The organism is Sphingobacterium sp. KH_072, assembly GCF_057837975.1.
Genome location: NZ_CM174457.1, coordinates 1,866,337 through 1,891,592 on the forward strand (window position 1 = coordinate 1,866,337; position 25,256 = coordinate 1,891,592).

General features: G+C 39.4%; 19 protein-coding genes and 1 pseudogene. 5 read left to right on the forward strand and 15 right to left on the reverse strand.

Features of this window, described 5'->3' with window-relative positions; all coding sequences use genetic code 11:
• Positions 1 to 3: 3 nt before the first annotated feature.
• The 8 genes from AC3IRT_RS08735 to AC3IRT_RS08770 all read right to left on the reverse strand — a co-directional run bounded on the left by AC3IRT_RS08735 (position 4) and on the right by AC3IRT_RS08770 (position 13,411).
• Positions 4 to 3,036 (reverse strand): efflux RND transporter permease subunit, encoded by a 3,033-nt coding sequence (locus AC3IRT_RS08735; RefSeq protein WP_489395994.1) that lies wholly within the window; start codon positions 3,034 to 3,036, stop codon positions 4 to 6.
• A 1-nt stretch (position 3,037) separates the two neighbouring features.
• Positions 3,038 to 6,217: an efflux RND transporter permease subunit gene (locus tag AC3IRT_RS08740; protein WP_489395995.1), complete on the reverse strand. Its 3,180-nt coding sequence runs from the start codon at positions 6,215 to 6,217 to the stop codon at positions 3,038 to 3,040.
• A 10-nt stretch (positions 6,218 to 6,227) separates the two neighbouring features.
• Positions 6,228 to 7,166 (reverse strand): efflux RND transporter periplasmic adaptor subunit, encoded by a 939-nt coding sequence (locus AC3IRT_RS08745; RefSeq protein WP_489395996.1) that lies wholly within the window; start codon positions 7,164 to 7,166, stop codon positions 6,228 to 6,230.
• 1,125 nt (positions 7,167 to 8,291) lie between these two features.
• Complete coding sequence (locus AC3IRT_RS08750; protein WP_489395997.1) at positions 8,292 to 9,473, reverse strand: DUF4934 domain-containing protein; 1,182 nt, start codon at positions 9,471 to 9,473, stop codon at positions 8,292 to 8,294.
• A 227-nt stretch (positions 9,474 to 9,700) separates the two neighbouring features.
• A complete protein-coding gene (locus AC3IRT_RS08755; RefSeq protein ID WP_489395998.1) occupies positions 9,701 to 10,057 on the reverse strand; it encodes a hypothetical protein in 357 nt (118 codons plus the stop codon).
• 116 nt (positions 10,058 to 10,173) lie between these two features.
• The gene (locus tag AC3IRT_RS08760; RefSeq protein WP_489395999.1) at positions 10,174 to 11,451 is read right to left on the reverse strand and encodes a hypothetical protein; all 1,278 of its coding nucleotides are present in this window, start codon (positions 11,449 to 11,451) and stop codon (positions 10,174 to 10,176) included.
• Positions 11,452 to 11,481: 30 nt separating this feature from the next.
• Positions 11,482 to 11,898: a GtrA family protein gene (locus AC3IRT_RS08765; protein WP_489396000.1), complete on the reverse strand. Its 417-nt coding sequence runs from the start codon at positions 11,896 to 11,898 to the stop codon at positions 11,482 to 11,484.
• Position 11,899: 1 nt separating this feature from the next.
• The gene (locus tag AC3IRT_RS08770; protein ID WP_489396001.1) at positions 11,900 to 13,411 is read right to left on the reverse strand and encodes a glycosyltransferase family protein; all 1,512 of its coding nucleotides are present in this window, start codon (positions 13,409 to 13,411) and stop codon (positions 11,900 to 11,902) included.
• 417 nt (positions 13,412 to 13,828) lie between these two features.
• Between AC3IRT_RS08770 and AC3IRT_RS08775 the strand changes: the two genes are divergently transcribed.
• Positions 13,829 to 15,061, forward strand: coding sequence for an IS256 family transposase (locus AC3IRT_RS08775; protein ID WP_489393422.1), 1,233 nt, complete (start codon positions 13,829 to 13,831; stop codon positions 15,059 to 15,061).
• A gap of 139 nt (positions 15,062 to 15,200) precedes the next feature.
• On the opposite strand, the gene AC3IRT_RS08780 is transcribed toward AC3IRT_RS08775, so the two are convergent.
• The 6 genes from AC3IRT_RS08780 to AC3IRT_RS08805 form a co-directional block, all read right to left on the reverse strand.
• Positions 15,201 to 16,100 (reverse strand): nucleotidyl transferase AbiEii/AbiGii toxin family protein, encoded by a 900-nt coding sequence (locus tag AC3IRT_RS08780; RefSeq protein WP_489396002.1) that lies wholly within the window; start codon positions 16,098 to 16,100, stop codon positions 15,201 to 15,203.
• Positions 16,084 to 16,854: a type IV toxin-antitoxin system AbiEi family antitoxin gene (locus AC3IRT_RS08785; RefSeq protein ID WP_489396003.1), complete on the reverse strand. Its 771-nt coding sequence runs from the start codon at positions 16,852 to 16,854 to the stop codon at positions 16,084 to 16,086. Before AC3IRT_RS08785 ends, AC3IRT_RS08780 begins: the two co-directional genes overlap by 17 nt.
• Before the next feature lie 122 nt (positions 16,855 to 16,976).
• Positions 16,977 to 17,261, reverse strand: coding sequence for an ATP-binding protein (locus tag AC3IRT_RS08790; protein WP_489396120.1), 285 nt, complete (start codon positions 17,259 to 17,261; stop codon positions 16,977 to 16,979).
• Between the two features lie 293 nt (positions 17,262 to 17,554).
• A complete protein-coding gene (locus AC3IRT_RS08795; RefSeq protein ID WP_489396004.1) occupies positions 17,555 to 18,163 on the reverse strand; it encodes a hypothetical protein in 609 nt (202 codons plus the stop codon).
• A 14-nt stretch (positions 18,164 to 18,177) separates the two neighbouring features.
• Entirely contained in the window at positions 18,178 to 18,987 is an 810-nt protein-coding gene (locus tag AC3IRT_RS08800; protein ID WP_489396005.1) for a DUF4099 domain-containing protein, read from the reverse strand.
• Positions 18,988 to 19,017: 30 nt separating this feature from the next.
• Positions 19,018 to 19,977 (reverse strand): ArdC family protein, encoded by a 960-nt coding sequence (locus tag AC3IRT_RS08805; protein ID WP_489396006.1) that lies wholly within the window; start codon positions 19,975 to 19,977, stop codon positions 19,018 to 19,020.
• A 76-nt stretch (positions 19,978 to 20,053) separates the two neighbouring features.
• Between AC3IRT_RS08805 and AC3IRT_RS08810 the strand changes: the two are divergent.
• The 4 genes and pseudogenes from AC3IRT_RS08810 to AC3IRT_RS08825 all read left to right on the forward strand — a co-directional run.
• Positions 20,054 to 20,257: pseudogene (locus tag AC3IRT_RS08810) on the forward strand (transposase); the annotation flags it as partial.
• A complete protein-coding gene (locus AC3IRT_RS08815) occupies positions 20,170 to 21,216 on the forward strand; it encodes an IS3 family transposase (RefSeq protein ID WP_489395111.1) in 1,047 nt (348 codons plus the stop codon). The pseudogene AC3IRT_RS08810 and the gene AC3IRT_RS08815, both read left to right, overlap by 88 nt.
• A gap of 42 nt (positions 21,217 to 21,258) precedes the next feature.
• Entirely contained in the window at positions 21,259 to 23,118 is a 1,860-nt protein-coding gene (locus tag AC3IRT_RS08820) for a type IA DNA topoisomerase (protein ID WP_489396121.1), read from the forward strand.
• 394 nt (positions 23,119 to 23,512) lie between these two features.
• Complete coding sequence (locus tag AC3IRT_RS08825) at positions 23,513 to 24,316, forward strand: rRNA adenine N-6-methyltransferase family protein (RefSeq protein WP_118196619.1); 804 nt, start codon at positions 23,513 to 23,515, stop codon at positions 24,314 to 24,316.
• Between the two features lie 88 nt (positions 24,317 to 24,404).
• Here AC3IRT_RS08825 and AC3IRT_RS08830 read toward each other — a convergent pair whose 3' ends face one another.
• Positions 24,405 to 25,193 carry an RteC domain-containing protein gene (locus tag AC3IRT_RS08830; RefSeq protein WP_449369346.1) on the reverse strand — a complete coding sequence of 263 codons (789 nt, stop codon included), beginning with the start codon at positions 25,191 to 25,193 and terminating at the stop codon, positions 24,405 to 24,407.
• Positions 25,194 to 25,256 lie beyond the last annotated feature (63 nt).

Genomic DNA, 25,256 nt, shown 5'->3' on the forward strand with positions numbered 1-25,256 from the left:
ACGTTAGTTTTCTTTTGATTTATAGACGGCCCAATACACGATAGGAACAAAAAACAGACTGACAAACAACCCGATGATCATCCCGCCCATTAACGACAATGTCAATGGTTTTTGTAATTCCGAGCCCAAATCATTCATTAATAATGTGGGAAATAGTGCTCCTATACTCGTTAAACTAATCATCACGATCGAGCGTAATCGACGATGTCCGCCTTCAAAAATAGCATGCATCAAAGGATATCCTTGATTTCTTAATTGATTGATGGCATCGATTTTTAGAATAGAATCATTGATGATCAAACCGCTCATCACAATAATACCGATCATAGACATCAGATTTAGGCTGTTATTCCCTAGATACAAGAATAGCAGGGCACCACTCATCGCTACAGGTAGCTCGACTAAAATAAATAATGGCTGTACCAGTGATTCAAACTGCGCGGCTAATATAAAATACAGTAGTAATACCGACACAAATAATACAAGACCCATTTCCCTGATGAGCTTTTGATTATCAAAATAAGCTCCATCATAGATGACATCCATCCTATCAGAATATTTATTTAGCACCTCCTTGACTACACGGAGATCATGTTCTGGATTGAGTGAATGAATTTCAATAGGATAATATTCTCCCGACTTACCACCGTATACCTTACTATAATCATGACTCTTAGAAAAAGCAACAAAGGCAGAAAGTGGGATCTCATCAGACTCTTTATTCTTGACAAAGTTTTCACGCAATAGATTTATCACAGATTCAGTTTTAGGAGTAGTAAGTACGATAGGTACTTGTTGATTAAAAGATTGATAATCCGCAATTTTTTGATATTGAAATGCGTTTCTAATTTTCGCAACCACATCATCAGGATTGATTCCATACACCATCGCTTTCGCATAATTCACTTTTATGTCCATCTTTTGGCTTTGGGTAATTGGCTTGATATTCGCTTCTGGAAGCGATCTCATCAATTCATCGATCACGATAGATAGAGAGTCTAGAGGCGGCATTACATTACGTTCCGCATCCCTGATTTTCAAAACAAGTGGAGCCTTATCATCGAAGAATACTTCATCAAAAGCATTTCTTGAAGGAGAAAAATCTACCACCGCAGAGGGATACTTTTGTCGTACTAGGCTAGTTATCGTATTTGAAAGCAGCGATATCGGATTGGATCGATTCGTTTTTATATAAAGGTGGCTATGAGAGGTTGTCATCTCATCCATCAACGGCAACAAGTATTGTTGTTCTCCACTCCAGATATTAATAATCTCGCTCTGCTCTTGCAGCTGATTAATAAATTCCATGGCACGCTGACTTGCTTCCTTGGCATTGATATGCTCATTCCAGTCGATATGTACCTCAAAATCATCACGCGTAATCTCGGGCAATCTGCTTTTGTCAATAATGGCAAATAAAAATACACCCAAAACAGAGACAACGATTACCACAATAGTAACAATAACAGGAAATCTAAAGCACCACCTTAGACATCTATCATACAAGTTCGTGACATTGAATATAACAGGTATTTCAATCGACTTTCGTTTATTGCTTTGCTTGTTACGATGCATAAGTACGAATAGCGGTGGCAATGCTACAATTGCAACTGCTAACGAAGAGAAGACACCAATCACGATGGACAGGGCTTGATCGTAAAATATGGCTCCAGCAAGCCCTCCTAAAAATATTAACGGTATGAATACCGCACAATTGGTAAGTACAGACGTGATCAATGGCCTGATGATCTCATTTGTGCCCACCACCGCTGCGTCTTCCACCTCTTTCCCTTCATTTTGGTGACCGGATATCGTATCCATCACCACAATAGAACTATCGATTATCATAGTGAGTCCTAGTATCAGTCCACCTAGCGATATCACATTGATCGACACATCAAAGAGAAAGAAACCTAGTTGACTAATAACTAAAGAGAGTGGAATAGTGACGCCAATCAATAGTGCCATTTTAAGCTTCCGGATAAACACCAACATAAAGAAAAAGGCTAAGATGCCTCCCAACAGCAAGTCCTGTTGCAGGTTTCCAATAGAGAAGTCTAATAATGCGGATTGATCTTGTGTAATTTCAAATTGGATATCGGGATAATCAGTCTGCAACTGGCTTAATAATTGATCAAAATTTTGTCTAAGATCATCTATTCTTGCCGCTGATTGCTTGATGACCATCAAATTGATGGCCTGTCTGTCCTGCGCATGATAGTATCCTTTGGCTTCGGTCTGGACCAATTTGACATCGGCCAAATCCGACAACTTAAAAAGACGACCATCAATATATAACGGTATCTGCCGAATGGCCTGCAAATCCTGTAGCTCTGCGGTAAAGCGGAGATAATACCTAAAAATACCATCTCGCACCAAAATATTCCCAAAACTTATATTATTCTCGCGAAATGCTTGAATTAACGTATTACTTGTCAATCCAATAGATTCCAGGTATCCTGTTTTGGGCTGTAGCTCCACCTGTGAACTTGTGTAACCGGTAATGTCCACCATCGCCACCTCTGGTATCTGCTCTATCCGACGTCTTATTACTTCACGTGCAAAAGTACTAACCTCTGCCATGGAGGCTTCCCCCCTATCCATCTTAGGAAATACATTGATTCGGAAAATCGGAATATCAGATATACTCGTCTTCGCGACCAATGGACGCTCAAGTTCTTTTGGCAGACTGCTCATCGCCATATCGATCCGTTCGTTGACTTGAATAAAAGCCATACCAATGTCTTCGCTACGATCAAACAGTAGTTTTATGGTACCACGACCATCAGAACTACTGCTCTCTATTTCTTGCAGTCCCTTTAGCTGTAGCAAGCTCGTTCGAATCGGTGCTATTACGCGATGCTCAGCTTCCTGCGCCGACATTCCATCTGCATCGATCTTGACAAGCACTCGTGGAATATCAATGTCTGGCAACAAGGAAACCGGGAGCTTAAAGTGCGCTACTATTCCAAGCAGCAGCAAGGCAAAAAAGCTCACTATGACGGCAATCGGTCGCTTAATTAAAAATCTTACCATATTAACTATTTACAGGTTTTCTACGGGTTGCTTTCAACAAACAGATTGGAAGCACTAGGTAGACACCAATTAATGAAAAGAGCAGCCCTCCGATTGTTCCAGCTGATAATGTAAACCAAAATCCTTTCTCTTCTCCAGCAATCATAAAGGGCAATAGGCTTAGCAATGCGGCTGATGTAGTCACCATAATCGGCATCGCCTTAGTATTGAAGGCTCGTATATATTGGTCTATCGATCCTTTACGACCATTATCCTGATGCTTAAAGTAATTGTAATCATTGATAATATACAAAGCTGCATTGGTCACAATGCCGGATAACATGAGTAATGCAGCATATCCTCCCTGATCAAAGGGAAGCCCTAAAAAATGAAATCCAAGAAATACACCGATAAAGGAGAAAGGAATCATCAGAATAACGGCAATAGGCTGTGAAAGAGACTCCAGCAAAACTGCACAGATCATATAAATAATCCCGAGTACTAAGGGGATAAACCAAAGATAGTTGAACCCATCCTGCCCCCAAGCCCCGTATTCTGCTTCTTTGATGGTATATCCGTAAGGAAGGACAAGAGATACTGCCCTTACGATACGTTCATTCACAATCTGATTGAGTTGATAGGTACCAATAAACCGATAGTTCACATATAATACATATTCTTGGTTTTCCCGAATCAGATTGGATCCAACGCGTACCCTGTCCCTCTGTGTGATTCCCGCTAATCGAATAGCTGTCGAGTCGTTTACCTGCAGCGGCTGATGGATCACAGACCAGACATCAGCCATCTGTTCTCTTGCGGGATGGATTTTTACATCAAGCGGAGTACCATCAGAATTGACAACTCTCCCCATGCTATGCCCAGACCCGCGGCCGTCCATCAGCGTATTCGAAATATTCCATCTCGCAACTTGGCGCATAGCGAGGTAATCGGGTGCGGTAAAACGGACAACATGTTCAAATGTCGCGTTGCCCCCGTATTCACGATGCGAACTGAGTAACACATCGTTTACTCTTTTATAATTTAATAAGCTGTCTCGTACTACTAGCGCAATATGCTGTAGTTGTTGATAGTTGTACCCTTTTAATTGGATAGCCGAATCAAAGCGTTCCAAGTTTATATTATTACTAAATCCGCGTCCAACTCCTTGAACTGCAAAATCTGCTGCACCGGACAATATGGCCGCACGCTCCAACACATCTTTTAATCGGTATGCCTCTCTGGATGACGCCGATTTATTAAAGAGGATCTGTATTTGAGCATTTGTGCCGCTGCCGACATTCGTTGTAAATGTTTCCAAATAGGACTGATAAGGAGAAATAACACGCTCGAAGTCACGACATATTTCATCCATTTGCATCAGTGTAGCACCATTGGGCATAGTGATATTCACGTATAGCTGGGTCTGCTTTTCAGCTTCTCCGTTCCCAAAATGTGACCTCGAACTATTACTGTTGATATAAAAGTGAAGCGTGCCTCCCAAATAGGTGTTAAGGGGTTCTCGTAGATATTTATTATAAAATTCACTGCCAATAGAAGCGTTATACCAGCTAGACCACCACCCCTTTTCTTCCTCCAACTTATTGGGCAATAAGAAAAAAGGCAATCCAAAACAAAGGACAAATACCATGGCAAGCGGCCATCTAAACCGGAGCATAAGTTCAAGTTGTCGTCGGTAAAATGCAGAAAATCGTACTGACCGTCTTTTCCTGCGGTAGATTATTTTCGTCTGTTTTATAGTGACGGGTAGCTGCTCTAACAATGCTGGAATCAAAAAATAAGCAATCGGTAAGGATACCAACAGATTTATAATGATGGCCAATGCAAAATCAATTAAATGAAGACGTTGGCTTTCATCCAAAAAAAAGACCACGGACAACGCCCCAAAAGCAGTCAGTGTAGAAGCTAATATAGCAGCAAATATTCTATTGCGACCCGTGTGCCGTATATCTTCCACGATAACAATCACGTTATCGATCACCAGTCCCATGGCAATCGTAATCCCCGCTAGGGAATACAAATGAATGGTAATATCGAATATAAAATATAAAATAAAGGATAAAGCAAGATTGGCTGCGAGTGAAGCGATGACAATAACCGTATATCGCAGATTCCGAGTAATCAAAACAACGAATAGCAATAATATCCCCACGGATAGTACGGTCCGCAAAAATATCTTAGAGAGCTCTTCTTTGATATGTGAGGTGCCGTCAAACTGCATATCCAATGTATAGCCATATGGCAATGACGCTTCGATTGCCTGCAGCTTATTTTTTATACTTTCTGCCAAACGAATGGTATTGACATGCTCCTCAGCCCAAAAAGTCATATTGACCAGATCTTGTCCATTGATCCTGTGATACGAGTAGGCAGGTGCTTGGCTGATCGTAACCTCTGCCAGATCTTCCAATCGGAATATCCTGCCTTCTTTATTCGAGACGGAAACTTGCTTCAGGTGTTCTACATCTTCTACCGTACTTTTTAAAAAAATAGCATATTTGCCGTCTACAAAATTTCCCGTACCCAAAGCACGATTCTGCAAGGTTTTACTTAACTCCCTCTGTAGACCGTCCATCGTGATATTTGCGGTACGCATCTTACGGGGATCGGTATATATAGCCAGTTCATTCGCTCGATCTCCAAAGACATCGAATCTATACACGCCTGCGATATCTGCTATTACTGGGCGTATATATCGCTCTACTACTTCCGTAATATCTGTTTTTGAACCGGGACCATATACGACATATCCTACGATCGCTTGTGTGCCTTTTGATTCATCAGGCTGATTGAGTTGTATCGATGGAAAGGCAGCCTGGGCCGGAAGTTTTTGGTAAAGTTGACGCAGCAGTGTGGCCACTTCAAATCGGAAAATCTCCGCATCCGTGAATTTATCCAACTCTATTCTTATCCTAGTGTAGCCTGCTTCTGTGCTTGAAGATAGATTGGCCACTCCTCGAAGGCGAGACACAACAGATTCGATCGGCGATGTCAGCGTAGATTCCGTTACTTCCACAGATGCACCAGGCAACTGCGTGCTAATAGTCAAGGAAGCATGTGTGTGACTAGGAAACAGCTGAATGGAAAGAAAAGGTATGGTAAGTACACCGATCGTCGATAAAAGTAAAAAGACAATCAGTACACTAAACGAAGAAAAAGAATGTATCCCGGGTTCACGATTCATAATCCGTCACTCAGTCGTTCTCGACACGTATCTTTTTATCGTGTGCCAAGTTAAAATTCCCACTATACACCACCGAATCTCCAATGCTTAATCCGGATCGGATGGCATAGTGGGTACTATTTTCATAAGCAATCTCCACGTAGTTCCACCTCGCAATACCACTATTCGCCGTAAATACAACCTTACGATCTTGCCGATCAAGCACCGCTTCCTTAGGTACACTAAGCATTGTACCTATCAGTTGTTTTGTAGAGATATTTACTGTCATTCCGTCCAGCAAATCCCCGTTGTTAGCTATAACGGCATGCACGGTCACCATTCCAGAACCATCAACCATGGGATTGTTGCTCACAATCTTTCCACTATAGCTTTTACCGGTTAGACTAAATGGAGTGACCTCAACGATACGTCCTTTACCAACATGCTGTAGCTCCTGTTCGAGTACTTTAAATTCGACGGATAATTTTTGTGTACCTAAGATGGTACATCCTTCATCAGAATTGCTCATATTGTGCGGGCGTATTTTGAGGTTAGCCACACGCCCGGTAAATGGTGCACGCAGTGTCAATTTATCCATTTCCATCCGGTTCTTTTCCTTAGCTATATCTACCGCAGTTAATCCACTTCGTAAACGCGCCATTTTTTTTATTTCCACATCTAAGCCGGCAGTATCCTGCAACCTATAGCCCAGCCGCAATAGGTGGTCTTCATAATCTAAGCTAGCTTTTTGATTGTCTAGAACTAACTGTTGATAAGCCATACGCCGCTCAGTATCATCCAGTTGGGCGAGCACCTGTCCCCGCGATACTTGTTGCCCCTCACTCACCAAAACTGAAGTAATCATCCCAGATACCTGAAAGTGCAAGTCTGCACGTTGATTAGCCATCAGTTTGCCATTAGCGATTAGTTCACTATAAAATGGAGTTTTTTCAACTACTATAGTCGACACAGAGATTGGTGGTTCGACTAAATTAACCGCGTCATAACTATTTACATCATCTGAATTGCCACCTTCATGTTCTCCTGTACATGAAAATGTAATTGTGACTAACGACAATAACCGAATTATTAAAACAACTTTAACTCGATAGTAATATAGAGGGTAATTAAAGCACATATAAATCATTTAACCAAAATAATATGCTTCAATTTTGACAAGAATGAAGCGCAACTTGTTATACTAAAAAAATGTGAATCAATATAGATTGCCAAAATCTGTTTGCCTAAACGTCGTTACTACTATTTACACATTCGTAGATAATAGTATCTATTAAGCATTTTTTTGGATCCTACATATTTAGCAAACTTTTATGTATTCTTTTGGCTTATTTTTTTTAACTCATATATGATTTCATTTTGCTTGGCGAGCTTTTCTTCAATCTTGAAGTACCACATAAGATATTTTCTTAGTGGAAAAGATACTATTAAACAAATGATCAGTATTTGTAAAACATCGTAAATTATTGGTGGCATACTCTCTTATATTATATGAAAAAAATGATCTATGTATTTTGGGAAAATGCTACTAGGAGTAAACTTTGAAGTAATGTACCCTTCTTTATCAATCACGAAACAATAGGATTCAAAATTATTCTCCTCTTCGAAAGGCAATTTACCTCTAGGAACTATTATGACATCTTCGTCGATGTCACTAATTTTAAGCCATTTTATGAATCCGTGATAATCATTATAATCCGCAAAAATCATAACCTTATCGATCTCCTTAAATTGATCTCTGTGTTTTTTTAATGACTTAAATAGAAGATCATCACAAAGACTGCATCCTATCTGTGTGTAGCGAATTATTAATACATTATCGTTATCGCTTATATTAAAAGTGAGAGGACTTTTTCTTTCGATATCTTCGAGACTATACACATCTTGTATTTTATTTAATTGTATTTTGTTGATTGACAAATTCCTGCTGATCATATCAGTGAGATAGCTGTTTTCTGATCGATAATAGGCTAAACTGTCAAAAACCATTGGCTCTGAATTATCCGTAAAGGACGAGCAAGAGTTCAATAGAATAACTCCAAGGATAACGTAACAATAAAGTTGTAGATTCTTCATATTATTTCAGCTTAATTCTAACTAATATATATGTACTATCATCTGGATTATATTGTTTACGAATCTCAGATCCTTTCATCAAATATTGATCAAAATAAAACGCATCCATTATCCCGATTAAATAACCATCGGAAGTCGCGACAAACTCTGGCAACCGCAATTTATATTTAGTTTCATAAAAAAAATTTGCATTGATAATTTTGCCGGTTGCTTTGGATAATAAAGATGTAAATGATTTTGATTTACAGACGGATGTAAAACAAACGTATCTACTAGTCTCTATATGAGATCCATAGTAAAAACTATAATCTTGAAAAACCTTACGTCTATCGTTTGGTGAAATATCACCACTTCTAAGAATGTTGCTATTTTTTCGAGTTAGCTCATCAAAAACTTCAGAAGTTAAAGGCTCTACATTGTACCTGATAAATGTTGTTCTTACTATGTCGTCTTTATAAAAACTATAAAGCGTATTATCATAAGGTTTAGAGAATCTGATGGTATCACCATACAAGCGTAAATGATTCTCCGCTGAAACTAGTAATACATTTTCTAAACTTTTACCGAATGGTAAAAAACCCTTCTTTGGTTTAAGCTCAGAATTCAAGATCGATAATTGATAGTTTTTACCTGCAAATTTCTCGTTATTTGCGTTAAATGTTGAATACCCTAAATAATCCTGAGTCTCAGGAATTCTTAATAGATTATGATATATACCATCGTGTGCTTTAATGTAATTATTTAACGTGAAGGTTTTAGAGGAGAATTGATAGATTTTCTTCTGCGCGAAATCATATGCTTCCAATGTGCCATCTTTATTTAGCCAACAGTCATCGATTTGCAGGGCTTCGTTCGGACCATGACCTATTCCGAGTATTTTCTTCTCAAAATTTCCATCGCTGCTAAAAAGCAGTATCTGGCGAGTAGAGCTTCTATCGTGAATTATAATTTTATTTCCATCAGTCAATAATTTGTATACATCACCGATGTAATGATCTTTATCTTCAATAATTGGTAACAACTCAATACTTTCTATTAATGTATCAATATTGGCAGAATCTCTGATTGTATTACAATCTATAGATATTGTATCAGTATAGTTTTCAACAAGATAACTATGGCTCGTATTCTTATCGTGACAAGATATTAGGAAAATAATTCCGAGAATTAAAAAAAAACGCATTTAATAGATTTAGTAAAATATACATAATTGTTTAAAATCTGTTCTCTGAAAAAATAGTAACCTAGCCAACTTCGTAGCTAAGTTACTAATCGAATAGAGTTATCTAACAGAGAAGGATAATGAGGGCTTAATTGGCTTATCTCAAACCGTTTTTTTAGCTCTAATAAGTCAAGTATTTAGTATTATCAGGATCATGATTTTCAATTTGCTTATGACTAAGCCATTACTTAATTGGTACCGCCACCGTTACTACCTCCGCCACCGTTACTACCTCCGCCATTAGTATTACCGCCACCGTTACTACCTCCGCCATTAGTATTGCCACCTCCTGGAGGATTAGGCGGCACGCAGTATCTCGTCTCCTCATCAAAAGGCCATGAAGACGGACATTTAATGTTCTTGCATTGATAAGGCGCGCCATATACACCTGTAAAATTACAGACCTGTTGTTCTGCTGATTCACCAATAAATGAACCACATTTCAAAGTTGTAATATAGTAGCAACCGCTACCGCCACCACCTGTGCCTGCCCCATCTTCATTCGCTTGAGCAGTTAGCTGATAACCAAGAGAATTTTCGTGCATTCCATAATCAATCAAGGCATACTGCAGATTGAAAAACAGACCCAGGGTTAGGGCACACAGGCCTACCCATCTTAAAACTTTGTTTTTTTTCATTGTTTTTTGACTTAGTTAAGAAATTATTTATTAATAATGGTATTTTCTGCTTTACGAACCTCTAAAATTTTCCTGATTTCCTGCTTTAACGTGTCTGTATTTTCCCAAACTTTCACTCTATACACAGAATACGATAACAGTAGAATGATATAACAGCATAGTATCGTGTACGTATACGCTGGTTTAATTTTCCATAGATACAAGATGGCATAGGACAGATAGTAACAGATCGCTATTAGAGAGATATAGGCATATCGGTCTGCTGTAATCGTAAAGCGACTAATAGGAATAATGTGCAATGCTACGGTCAGATGCAATACAAAAAAAGCACTCCAAAAAAGCAAAACCATATTACGAAAGTTATTCCAGACGAAGAGAAGCAGAACTAGACAAATTGGTGGATAAATCCAGAATCGAACTGGCAAGGACTCTCCTATTTGAATGGGAAACGGGTAGATGTAGGATAATTTAACCGGCACCAAGCACTTTGTCAGATACTCCACGATTGCGTAACTGGCGAATATCAGCCGTTGATACATAGGATACTGCTCATTCAAAGTTAGTGCACCTTGATTTTGAGCCGCCTGTGACAACATGGTGATATACCCAAATATTAGCGCTAAAATTAGCAATGGTAGTTTTTCCAAATACACTTGCTTACTTCGCAGATCTCGTTTATAGAAATAATCGATAAGAAACAGACATACGGGTAAAGTCACTGCTTGCTCTTTCCCTCCAAACGACAAGGCAAATAGTATAAAAACCAATAGAAAATCTGTCCATCTTTTACTATCCAAATAATTAACGTAAAAGACTAAGGCCAGAAGGTAAAAGAAAGCATAAATAACCACTTTGGATGCTGCGATCCATGCAACAGATTCTACAGTGACGGGATGTATTACGAATAAAACTGCTGAAACTAACGAAATAAGCTTTAACTTGTCGTCCGGCATCCCATTTACAGCGGATAGCCGCGTTACTAACACATACATCAGTAACGCATTGAGGATATGAAAGAGAATACTCCCTGCATGAAACGCAAAGGCATTGTATCCAAAAAAATGGTATAAGATGGAATAATATAGTTGGTTCATAGGAGCATACTGTCCCTGATAAAACTCCACTACTATTCTTTTTAGATTGGAATAAGTCAGACCTCGTTCCGTATAAGCATTTACTGCAACCCATTGATCATCCCAAAAACTTTGGAAATCGTGACCAAAAGCAGAAAAATAAGCACAAATTCCGAAAAAGCTGATCAATATGTAGGCTACCCTATCAGAAATTATACTTGTTTTCAAAATAGTTGTTGACATACTCAATAATGGATACTAAACGTTATAAACTTTTATTTTCTTGACTTGACCGCTAAACACCCAATATCTATTGATTAGATAGTTCCATACTGATACGATCCCAATCGAAATAAATTTTGATAGGTAGAAGTTAATATTCCAATAATGATACAAGACGAACAAACTGCAGGTACTCAACACCAAACCCATCAACGAGACAATAAGAAAGTAACTGAATTGACCTCCTGATATTTTGTCCCGCTCGTTGAAGGTCCAATACTTGTTTAGAACATAATTATTTCCAACCGCACAAAGGAATCCTATTACGTGGGACATGTAGGGATTAAATCCGAAAAAATCCTTGAAAAACCAGGTCAACCCCATATCTATCATCAATCCCGATCCACCCACTATCCCGAACTTTAATATTTTACATAATTCAGATTTGTTCATGTCATCTACTTATTGAGTGAATAATAAAATAATTAGTATTTCGATTGTCCGATAGGAAGATGGAATTATTATCCATACCGGGGTCTGTCGTATACAACGGCTCAGTCGCTATGAGCGGAAACTGTGTAAGTGAATTATTTAGCCGATCAAACCGACGCATCCCCAACAGATAAGTAGTGTCAGATTCCAGTGTGCTGTACTTTTTAATATCACTCCAATCATCGATTCTTTGATAAGACACGTTTTCTTCCTTGTAAAAATTTTCGTCGAGTATTGGCCAAGGTTCAAAAGGATTACCATTTGAAGTATGAAGAATTTTAACGGGACTTCCGTTGAAATCATCTCTAATTTTTTTAGTCAACCACTTCTGACGATAGCCTACTGGAGTAGATATTGATTGGATCAATGCACCAATATTTACACTAATCAAGAATAGGACTATGCCAAGTGCACCAATCTGAATAACAGATCGATACCTAATGGAAAGAAAACGTTTTAGCGACATAACATGAGTGAAGGCAAGCATAACCGTAAGTGGCACAAACCAAACCAATGGAAACAGAAAACGTAATTCTTTATGCGGAATAAATACATGTACCACAATGAAAGGAAGTGTACACCATACGACCGGAGATTTCACTGATCCAACAGTTGTAATGACATAAGCTAGCGTAATAGCTATTCCAATAGGCAATAGGGGTTTTTTTATCAGGTAAATCAAAATGGTCCACCAAGGAGATACTCCATAATTTGATGCAACATCCTCCAGAATATTTGCTTTGAAGTAATTCCAGAATGTGACTACATATTCCCCATAAAACAAAGAGTCCAATAATACTCCGATTTGAACCATGACTAAAATAGGAACGATAATATCTGCCAATTTAGACCATGAATATTTCTTAACAAGAGCTAACCACGCAATCATTCCGATGATCATAAAACCGGTTTGAAATCGGCATAGAAACGAAATACCCACAAATAACCCTGCTAAGGATGAATTTCTTTTTGTATAATTTCCCTCTATACACAAAAAAGACAACCCTATCATAAACAATATTCCAGACCAAGTCTCGGAAGAAAACCGAACACTAACAAAAGGAATAAACCAAATAAAAAACGACAAACAAGCATAGGTAAAATGACTGCTCCCAGGCAACATATACTTTGATCGTTTATAAAAAAGATATATACCTGAAATAACGAGCAATGCGGTAGTCAGACGAAGGATGAAGGATAAAATATAAGGATCAGTAACTCTTAGAGCTTGTAATAAACTCAAAATAAGACAACAAATCCAAACTTGAAATGTAGGGCGTATCTTACTATGAAACTCCCAAGCTAGATTCTCTTCATTATTCCAACCTAATTTTAAACCAGAGAATTCGATCAACTGATAATGTTCATCAGCATGATAATACCCCATACTAAACCAAGCAGCAACCATATAAACAATCGTAGCTATAGCCAGCACAAGATATATTCGATAATCACTTATTTGGTTAGAATTCATTAATTAGTTGGTAGACTTCACAATAATTTCTCTCAAGAGACAAACAATATTAATAATAAAATCACAAAAAAAAGAAATTATTATCAACGTATTATATGAAATTTGAAGTATGCTGAACAAAGAAACACATCGGTGAATTAGTGGTGGACTAGTAGTTACATCAAGGAGGCTTACACTTATTGAAATGTTACAGGAGATAAATTCCCTGTTAAAAAAAGTGATATATTTAAAGGTAAAAGAATAATTTTGGCAAAATGCTTAGAGACAGAAAGATGTTTAGTCTTTCAAGCGCAATATAGTATAACGATTGTAAAAACTCATAATCAGACAATTGCAAATACCAAATAATAGAACGCTGAGATGAGGGTGTAAACTAAACTGTGTCAAGTATAGATTTTTTATATTAGACACATAACAATGGAAAAAGAGGGATTTGACTTTGAGCGCTTCAAAGAAGAAGCAATGAAAAGCCTGTATGAAGGCAAGAAAATGGGTGGTACTGATGGTGTTTTTGCTCCAATGCTGAAACACCTTCTTGAAAGTATGCTTGAAGGTGAGCTGAATCACCATCTACAAGAAAATAAAGCATCTGGCGAGCTCAATCGTAAAAACGGGAAGACCAAAAAGACGGTACGAAGCCTTCAGTCTGGTCATTTTGAACTGGAGAGTGGCCGTGATCGAAACGGCACTTTTGAGCCTAAGATAATTCCCAAGCGCCAGTTAATCATTACTGATGAACTGGAAGGAAACGTGATTGCCATGTATGCTAGAGGCATGAGCACACGAGATATTTCGGGCTATGTGAAAGAAATGTATGCGATGGACATATCTGCTACGGAAATATCCAACATCACCGACAAGGTCATTCCTGCGATGAACGAATGGCGCAATCGCCCACTTGAATCAGTATATCCCTTTGTTTTTCTGGACTGCATGCATTATAAAGTTAAAGACAACGGCAGTGTTCAAACCCGTGCAGTATACAATATACTTGGGGTAAATCGGGACGGACGAAAAGACCTAATCGGTATTTATCTTTCAGAAAATGAGGGTGCGAAGTTCTGGCTTTCGGTACTGACCGATCTGAAGCAGCGGGGCGTAGAGGATATCCTAGTTGCCTGCATCGACGGCTTAAAGGGTTTTCCCGATGCTATCGAAGCGGTATATCCCAAAACCCAGATCCAACTTTGCATAGTTCATCAGATACGTTCAAGTCTTCGATATGTCCCGGAAAAGGATAAAAAGGCTGTTGTTGCAGATTTAAAACCTATCTATCAGGCCATCAATCAGGATCAAGGCTACGAAAAGCTCTTAGAATTTGATGAAAAATGGGGCAAGAAGTATCCACTTTCGGTAAAGGGGTGGTTGGATAATTGGGGGAATCTTTCTACTTATTTTGAGTATTCACCCGAGATTCGAAGAGCTATTTATACGACAAATGCTATCGAGGCAATGCACCGGCAGGTTAGAAAAATCACGAAAACGAAGGGAGCATTCACCTCGGATCAGGCACTGTTAAAACTAGTTTATCTCACCATTAAGGATATATCCAAGAAATGGACTATGCCTATTCGAAACTGGGGTTTGACAATGCAACAATTACATATTAAATTTGGAGATAGAATTAAGGCCTTCGGCAACTCTTTTTAGGGTTCGCACTCGAGGCTTTCAGCCTCTGAGCACGAACCCTAAAAAGAGTGACGTGACACAGTTCGCTTTACACTCCCGCTGAGATTATTGTGACATATTTGTAACCCCTCTCCTATTTTTCAGAAGTTTATTTAAATGATTATCTACTTAAAACATCGCTCAGCTTTTGCAAAAGAATTGTATGTTTTTCTATTTTTTTTTCTTTCAAATCTAACAATAGCTGAATCTTTCTCTTAATTGACGGAAACTCCCCGAATGGATATCTATCCCAGACTGGAGATGTGTCTTTGAACGCTAGAAGAAAGTCCCTATCGCTGTCATCAAGTACGATGGCTATTTCCTTTACAAGCTGTGCCTTGACCAATTCATATTCCCTATAGCTGAACTCTTCTTCCGTCATCCCCAGAAACTGTTTTTCAAATGCAGATTTTTGATCGATGAAATTGGGAGCTAGCAATTCCGATATCGGCCTTTTTGCCCCCAACAAACAGAATATAAATCCCGTCTTTATCTCTCCTGTCAACCCCTCATTTGCCAGCATATACTTGACGTCAAAAAGATCTCTGGGATGCTGACGGTCTAATGCCGCACAGATCTTTCCACCATATAACTGACCCAAGGGAACAACGGCAATCTCGCAAAAGGCATTGTATTGTTCCTGTGCTTTTTCACAAAGTACCCTAACTTCAGGTGGAGCATAGGTTCCCCGCCCTATTTTGCTCACTTCTAACTTGATACTTGCCGATGCTGTAGCGATGTCGAGTTTAGAGGCTTCTTCCCTTAACGTAGCCTTAGTTCCCGGCATACTTTTTTCGATATCTGTTCCAATCCTTTTTAAAGCCGCATTAATATTCCCAATCGAGGCATCCCAATCCTCTATCGGAAGATAGGTAAGATCAATATCCACTGAGAGTCGAGGCATATTCCGGATAAACAGATTAATCGCTGTTCCCCCGTGCAGTGCAAAGCATTGTTCCTTTGATACAAGGGGAAGCACATCCAATAACAGTTTGACCTGACCTTTATAAATTTTCTCCATTTTCCATTAGTTCCTTTGGTATGGTAATATCATATTTTTTTACATACGCTCCCTCTTTTATCAAACTTCTCGTCCCCGAACCAAGGTCAATCACCCCTAAGTTTAGATACTTTAGCCATGCGTGTCCAGCTTTTTCGGCCATAAATAGAAACAGGCGCTTCACCTTTACAGAACTACAGTTTTCTAGCAGCAACTGTACAAGTTTTGGTCTAAGTCCGCTCATACCTTCCAGTAATTCATAACATTCAACAAGATCGTGTCCGTTTGAAACATATAAACATTCTAGTAGCGCCCGTGCAAGTCCCGACATCTTTATTGAGAAATTTCCCTTGGAAAATTCCTCCATCCCTATATCCCTTGGCAAGAAGCCAGATGCGCGGTAATCGATCTTTACACCCCAGTCAAACTGATTGAACCACTTTGGAAGCTGCTCATCTTGCGTTCCAAAAAGCATCAGGTCATTGACACCCATCTGTAAGTAGTGAGACCTTCCCAAACGAGCGATTGCCGACTTTCCACCGATATGTACCGAAAGTTCTAATTGGTTTTGCAAAGTGTAAACTGCACCTTCTACGGATACTTGATCGCCAATACGTTTTGTTGCTCCACGACCTATTGACTCCAACCATCCATTTTCCCGATAACGTTGCTGTAACGCGTGACTGTATCCATTACGTATGAGCCATACACTAGTGAAGATAGTCCCATAAGGCTGTGATTGCAGAAGCGTATTTATTTTTGATGTATTTTTCATACTTACAGTATCAAAAATACATTAAAAATAAAGTTAAAACAATGTGAACTTTAAAAAAATACAAATAACGATACTTATAGTGTATAAAAACATGAAATATTAAAATAAAAAATGGTAAGGCTTCAGGTGTACTCTTTATCAAAGCAAAGTAATCCATTGCGACCGACCCCATTTCTACCGTAGGCAAATCGTTTACCCTCAACGTTTATTGGGAATATTACATTTTTCCCTTGATGCCTAATTTGGTTATAACCAAGTTTCATCCAACGCTCTTTAAACTGTTCCTCGGTTAGTCTTGTTCCGTTATCCTGTACAATTAACTTTTGGTTGTAATCTTGTGGGATAAAAAAATCGACACTTGTCGTTCCTGCATCCCAAGCATTTGCAACAAATGCGGTTAAAGCAATTTAAGGGGAATGAACTATTGTTCCCAATGCTCTAATCAGGTAATCTTCTCCAATAATGAACCTTGAAATACTACATTAGTATCAGCCATATAATTTCATATTTTGCCATAACCTTACACAAAAATGCAACCGTGATCGTTTACTTAGCACATAAGATTGTTCATGCGAACATCACTTTAAAATGTTACAATATACGTATTATAACATGGTATAACTATCTATTTCCTTTGGGATTATTTTAACGACAAAACCCCCTGACCAAGTTAAGAGTCAGGGGGTGAACGTTGGTCTGTTCAAATAATCCCATTTACAAAGGACTGATAGAACGTTTCAAATGGTGGATTTGGTTTATGGGTTCGGATGCCAGAACGGATACCTGACAACTTTTCAAAACGGCTCAATGAAAAAATACTGACCGGAATTCGGTATGTCTTTTTGTTGCAGTAAAACTCTACGAGGTCATCGGCCAGATGAAAACTTGCGTGCTTCCCAAGTTGCCATGTAGCCACTTTACAATCAGCTGCCCTGCCACTTATTCCCCCCTCGAATACCGTATGGATTTTTGCATTTGGGAAAAGAGTTGTAAGCGAAGTAAACTGCTCTTGGTTTGGCAATAAACCTAATGAAGCAAAAGCATTCGAACAATGTGGAATAACCCAATTGGGGTAATAATGACAGAAGCACAGTACATCACTTGCAGAATGTGCGATAAAAAGATTGGTAATAAATTTAGGTAGGCTATCTGTCGCTAACCAGATACCATTAGAAACAGGAATACGAACACCGTTTTCGCTCCAACATTCATGGTCTATGATCTGGCTTCCCAATGTATAAGGGAATAGAATATCACCATCGACCATATCGATATAAGGGACAAAAAAATTCCCTACTTCGGCTTTCAATTGGATAAGGTCCACTACCTCGCAATAGTACGTCCGTAGCTTCTTTTCTCTTGATTACTCTGAAGATTCTGCGCAAGGTCTTGAACGGTTTTTTCATTGCCTTCTTCTTTTTTGTCAGCCACCATGATATCCGTTAATGCGCGATTATAACCCTCTGTGTACCCTGTGCTCTGAGGTTCACTTTTACCTTTGAGATTATTGATCCCTCGAAAAATCAGGTAAGATATTCCTCCGTCTAATAGCACAGATAGGATAAGCCGTTTGCTATCTGAAGTGATACCCTTTTTGTCTGTCGCCGAATGCTGTATTTTGGTTCCGTCATTTAGTTCCACTACGTTTCCGTTACGGAAAACGTTTTGTTGCTTTTCCGAAAGTTTTTCGCCGTTTACGCTGATGGGAGCCTGCACCTTATCGGGCTCGTAGGCCACAAACTCCCTAGTTACGTCGTCATATTCAATGTTAACTTTCTTCTTTTTGTTTCCATCAATCTCGATCTCTTTGCTTACTACTTGTTTTTCTCCTGCAACCAAGGCTTTTTCCTCATCATCACTCAATAATGGATTTCTTTTAGGTTCACGGTATATAGGGTGAATATTAAGCTGTATTGTACCTTCTGTATTCCGACTTATAGATAATTTTGCATCTAGACCGCCGATGGCAAACCCGTCAATCTTTAGATTTGACATGCTCAACATATCTGTTCTTCTACCTGCAAGCAGGGCGTCAATATTCTCCGAGCCGATATTGAGCCCGCCATCCTTGTAAAGTCCCAATTTTTCAAGCTCATTCAGGGGCATTTCATTTTCGTTGATTGAATATTTCATAAAGTAATTGTTTGTTAAATTTTGTAATGTTTATCTTCTTATACTATTGACAGAAGCAGTTTGCTTTTCATCTTTTACAGATACTTTCATGGTTTCACCTACCTTGATATCGTTTACGTTCCGCTTGACTTGTACAAGGGAATCGTAAAGGCCATCCGTTTTCGCTAGGGAAAATGTGTTCCCATTAGATAAATCTTCCAAGAGCAAACGCCCACGTTTCAAATTTCCTTGCACACTGTAGACAGTATTATTATAGGCAATTTCATCGCCCATTGACAGGATTGCTTCTTTTGCCCTATGGGGTTTTACGTCGGTCTGCATCTCTGTCTGAACATTAGCAGCGGCTTTGATTTCTCTTTTTTGTTCAAATGCCAAAAGGTAATTCAGGATTTTTTCAGCATCGGCAGCAGCAGCGTGTATTTCAAACGGGGTATCCCGCAATATCTGTATCCAACTCTCAACATAGGCCATGTGCTGTCCAGGATCATGGCCAATGTTGAGTTCCTGACCGATAAGCATAGAAGCTATTTCGGCACGGAGTTCTTCGCGGGCATACCCCTGCGTTCCAAAACTGCTAACCATGCTTCTGTCGAGACGGTCTTTATGCCCTGTCCAATGACCGAGCTCATGAAGCGCAGTGGCATAATATTTATCCGGGGCATCAAACTGAGAACGCAATGGCATGGTGATATTGTCCATTGCTGGGCTGTAGTACGCCCGGTTACCTGCTTTGTGGTTTATATCTGCTCCCGAGGCTTGGATGATGTTTTCTGCTCTTTGAATAGAATCCCATTGAAATTGCTTAGTTTCTGATTTCACCAAAGGTTCGATACCATTTATCTGTTCCGCATTAAATACCCAAGCGTTGGTAATGATTGCCCTGTCCAGACCAACTTTTGATTTTACGGGTTTACCTTGTTCGTCCAAAATCGGTTTGCCCTGTTCATCTCTTTTGGAAACCAGTTCATGGGTTTTGACAAATTGGATCAAGGTCGCTTTTTCTCCCTTTTGGAGTTGCTACCTTTAGTGCGAGACAGATTTAATCAGTAATTTTAAATTTGATGATATGCATAGAAAATTTGATGATTCGTTTAAGATAATGGCTGTTGAGCTGAGTATTGTGAAAGGCTCAGTTTCGGAAGTGGCCAAGGAGCTGGATATCGATCCCAGTTTGCTCAGTAAATGGCGCAGGAACCCACGTTTCAATGGCAACAAAGTTCTTCCGGACAACCCCAAGATAAGCCCCCAGGAGCAGGAGTTGAGGGTTTTGCGCAAAAAACTAAAAGATGCGGAGCTAGAGCGCGACATCTTAAAAAAGGCCATCGCCATCTTCTCCAAGGGAGACGGTCCATATACCGGTTCATAGCAGCGAATCGAGAGGTATATTCCGTAGAGAAGATGTGCGATGTATTTAGTGTTAGCGCTAGTTGTTTTTACCGCTGGTTGGTTTCTCCAGAGTCCCCTGGTGAACAGCGGGTTAAAATACTTGTTGAGAAAATACAAAAAATACACAAGGAGAGTGATTGTATATATGGCAGCCCAAGAATAACAGCTGAACTGCATAAAGCTGGAGACCCGGTTTCCAGATCCTATGTAGCAAGGTTGATGAAGAAACATGGTATACGCAGTAAAGTGAAAAAGAAGTATAAGGTGACAACAGATTCCAGCCATGGCTATCGGATAGCTGAAAATCTCCTCCAAAGAGATTTTTCAGCGGATACCCTGTCGCAAAAGTGGGTCGGCGATATCACCTATATCCATACCAGCAAGGGCTGGCTTTATTTGACAACCGTTATTGATCTGGCGGACAGAAAAGTGATCGGGTGGTCTTTGAGCACCGATATGACAGCTGAAAACACCTCGGTAGCCGCCATGAACATGGCTGTTGGGAACAGAGCTCCCAAGAATGGACTGATCTTTCACTCCGACAGAGGGGTTCAGTATGCCTGTGACGAATTTAAATCGATACTCAGGGATAATAATATAACCCAGAGTATGAGTAGGAAGGCAAACTGTTGGGATAATGCGGTGGCTGAGAGCTTCTTCAAATCACTAAAAGCTGAAATGGTCTACCACAGAAGATTTATTGATCAGCAGTCCGCTAAATTAGAGGTATTCGGATATATTGAAGGCTTTTACAATACCAGAAGAACACATTCGGCATTAGGGTATAAAACACCTAAGCAAATGGAAGAAATGCTGCTGAACAAAGAAAAACTAGCAGCGTAAAAAAAGTCTCTCATTTTTAGTTGCAGTTCCACGGTACGCAAGATAAAAAAGGACAAAAGTTATGTTCCCGATAACGGGGCATTAAAACAATTAAAGATTATCGAACAGGTCATCGGTAGATGCGATAGTATCATCGTGGCCACCGATGCCGGACGTGAGGGCGAACTCATCTTTAGGTATATCTATGAATACCTAAAATGCCGGAAACCCTTTGAACGTCTATGGATAAGCTCACTCACGGAAAAGGCGATTAAACAGGGTTTTGACAACCTAAAAGCCGGAAGCGAATTTGACGGGCTGTACCGTGCCGGACAAGGGCGGAGCAAAGCCGACTGGCTTGTGGGCATCAATGCCTCGCAGGCGTTGAGCATTTCGGCAGGGCGTGGCGTTTATTCGCTTGGTAGAGTACAAACGCCTACGCTTGCCCTTATCTGCAAGCGATACTTGGAAAACAAAGACTTTACCGTCAAAAAATACTTTCAAATCCAGTTGGAACACCGCAAGGAATTTACAGACTTTAAGAGCCTTTCCAAGACCAAATGGGATGACAGGAAACTTGCTGAAGATACGCTGAAATCCGTTCAGCGTATCGGAAGAGCAACCGTTACGGCGGTGGAAACCAAAACGGTTTCGGAGCAACCGCCTTTGCTGTTCGACCTTACGGGATTGCAGAAAGAAGCGAACAAAAGGGCTTTCTATACTGCCGAGGAAACATTGAACATTGCCCAAATCCTGTATGAAAAGAAGTTTATCACCTATCCCCGTACAGGGAGCAAGTACATCCCCGAAGATATGTGGTCGGAAATCCCTGCACTGGTAAGGAATTTGGAAGCACGGGCTTCCTGCAAAAAAGCGGTCGGAAAAGTGAAATGGGGTCGTTTCAACAAACGCATCGTGAATGACGTAAAGGTCACAGACCACCACGGTCTGCTGATTACCGAAAAAATCCCGTCCGAATTAACGGCACACGAAAATGTTATCTATGATATGATTGCGCACCGCCTGTTGGAAGCCCTTTCGTCTGCCTGTACCAAAGAAATAACAGACATCGGATTGCAGGCTTTTCATTATGATTTTACACTGAAAGGGTGTAAAATCTTCGAAGCCGGCTGGCGAGGCATCAAAGAAAAATTTACAGACGAGGACAGCGAACCTGTGCAGGAACTGCCGGAATTAAAGGTCGGTGATGAATTGAAAATCAAAGAGGCATCCGTACTGGAAAAGAAAACCAAACCGCCTGTGCTTTACACCGAGGCAGGTCTGTTGTCCGCAATGGAAAATGCCGGAAAAGAGATTGACAACGAGGAAGAACGGAAAGCCCTAAAAGACATCGGCATCGGTACACCTGCCACAAGAGCCTCTATTATAGAAACGCTTTTTAAGAGGGATTACATTCGGCGTGAAAAGAAATCCCTTATCCCTACCCATAAGGGATTGCAGGTTTATGGAGCGGTTAAGGACAAAAAGATTGCCGATGTAGCCATGACCGCCGAATGGGAAATGGCATTGCAGAAAATCGAAAACAACGAGGCGGATGCAGGTGCTTTTCACCGTGAAATGGAAGCCTATGCGACTTCCATTACACGGGAGCTTTTGGACACGGGCATTGCCCATGAAAAGCAACCCGAAATGACCTGCCCCAAATGCAAGAGCCGTCAGCTATTGGTTTGGAACAAGGTTGTAAAATGCCCCGATGAGGCTTGCAACTGGCTTCAATTCCGTACCGTGTGCGGAGTGCCGTTGGGCCTTTCCGATATAGAAAGCCTTGTGACCAAAGGAAAGACCAACCTTATCAAAAGCATGAAAAGCAATTCGGGCAATAAATTCAATGCCTATATCGTCATGAACGATAAAGCCGAAACCTCTTTTGAATTTGAAAACAGGAAACCAAAAAGAAAATAAATGTTTTGTTTTTTGGACGGCATACAGCGTGAGGGATAGAAGCGACATCCTTTTGCGGTCCTCGCAGATCCGCAAAAGATACAGCGGATAGCCCGACCCGTCTGCATTTTTTCGATAGCCTGGGCATGGTGCTAAAATGCAGACGGTGGCACGCCTAAAATCACTGTTGAGCTTACCCTAAATTACCGATAATTAAAATCAAAAATAGTTCAGTTGAAATGCAGTGTTTGGCAAATCGGTGTAATATTATTTTTATATCTTTGTACAAAGAACATTTGATATGGGTGTGAATTGTTGCGCTTGCTTTATAAAACTATGGACTGTTATCTAAGCGATAGACAGTCTAAAAGTTATCTAAATATTCAGTTCAGTAATTATTCAAAAGAAACATTTTATGAAAAAGCGTAGCTTACCAGTAAGGTTTACGGGGCAACACTTTACAATTGATACTATACTAATAAAAGACGCCATTCGGTTGGCAAACATACAGAAAGAAGATATTGTTTTAGATATTGGTGCGGGTTCTGGATTTTTGACGATACATTTGGTCAAATATTCTACAAATGTGGTTGCTATAGAGAACGATAACAGTTTAGTTTCGGAATTACGTTCAAAATTCAAGACCAATAGAAATGTTTTTATCGTCGGAGATGACTACCGAAAATTTGTAGTGCCACAAAAAAGCTTTAAAGTAGTATCTAACATACCTTTTGCTTTAACTTCCGAAATTCTCAAATCCCTCATGTATTCCAATATGGAATTTTTTAAACGGGGTTGTTTGATTATGCAGTTAGAGGCTGCTCAAAAACTTATTAGGAAAAAGTATTTCAATCCGTACATAGTCTTTTACCACACGTTTTTTGAGGTAGGGATTATCTACGAAATAAGTCCTAAATGTTTCATGCCCCCGCCGACTGTAAAATCGGCTTTAGTGAAAATTAGTAAAAAAAAATGTATTGATAATATTGGTATCGAAACAAAGGAGAAATATCTTAGCTTTCTTTATTTTATGACTAAGTCGCCACATTTGCCATCAAGAACTGTTTTAAAAAGAATTTTCAGAAAGCACCAAGTAAGGGATCTTGCAAATTGTTATGGTCTGGAATTGGATAATCCAGTGAGTTTAATGTCCTCTGAACAATTTTTAGGTTGTTTTTTGAATATGCTAAGGCTTGTTCCCGTTGATTATCATACTTAAAAAAACGAACAACGCTGTACCTTATGGTTCAGTGTTGTTCTTCTATTAGTTTTAGGTAATAGTCTAAAGAATACATTTCATATCATTGCTACTTTCCTTCCTGTTCGTCCATTTTCTTTAGAAGCGTTTCCCGAAGTGTATCAAGAAACTTTGTAGGGTTCATTTTCCTATTTCGCAGTTCCAAATACGTTTGATAAAAGTTGCCTAAATTGACGTTAAACGCATTCTCAAAATACTTAGCAATAAATCGTATATCTGCATTTCCATTGTCAAATACACCTTGATAATGCAGTGAATAAATTAGTTCTATTATTGCCACTTTGCTACCCGTCCAATTGAGTTTTTTCAAGGCTTGAGGCTTATCTTCTTGGTCTTTATTGTTCAACTGGTCTTCGATATATACCTGTATCAAATCATTGGCTATTATTTTAGCAACTTTGTAATCATGCGAGGTGGAAAATGTTAGGTCGGACTGAAAATAACCAGTGTCCAAACATAACTTTATATCGTGGTTTCCACGTATAAAGAGCTTCTCGTCAAGCGAAGTGTTATTGGTACGATAGTACTTATAGAAATCGAGGTTGTTGTCAAAATAACGTTTGAGTTTTTTCAACTCTCTGTTGAGATACTTCTTGATAGGTTTTGACCCATAGGGTTTCCTTGTCTCAATTTTATAAATTGAATTGTAATAAATAAGTTTGGCTACGATAATAGGCTTCTGGAATTTGAAAAATCGAATTTCCGCTTCATTGTTCTTGAACCCTTTTTTTAGAATATTTTCTTTTACTTCAGATAGGCACTCAACAATGAGGTGTATCACTGCCTCTATCCGTTGTAATGAGCGATCGGTCTCGATTTCCAAATCCTTTATTGCCATATCAAGCCTATATAATGTATCATAGTAAAATTTATCCATAACTCTATAATGAAATTAATGAAT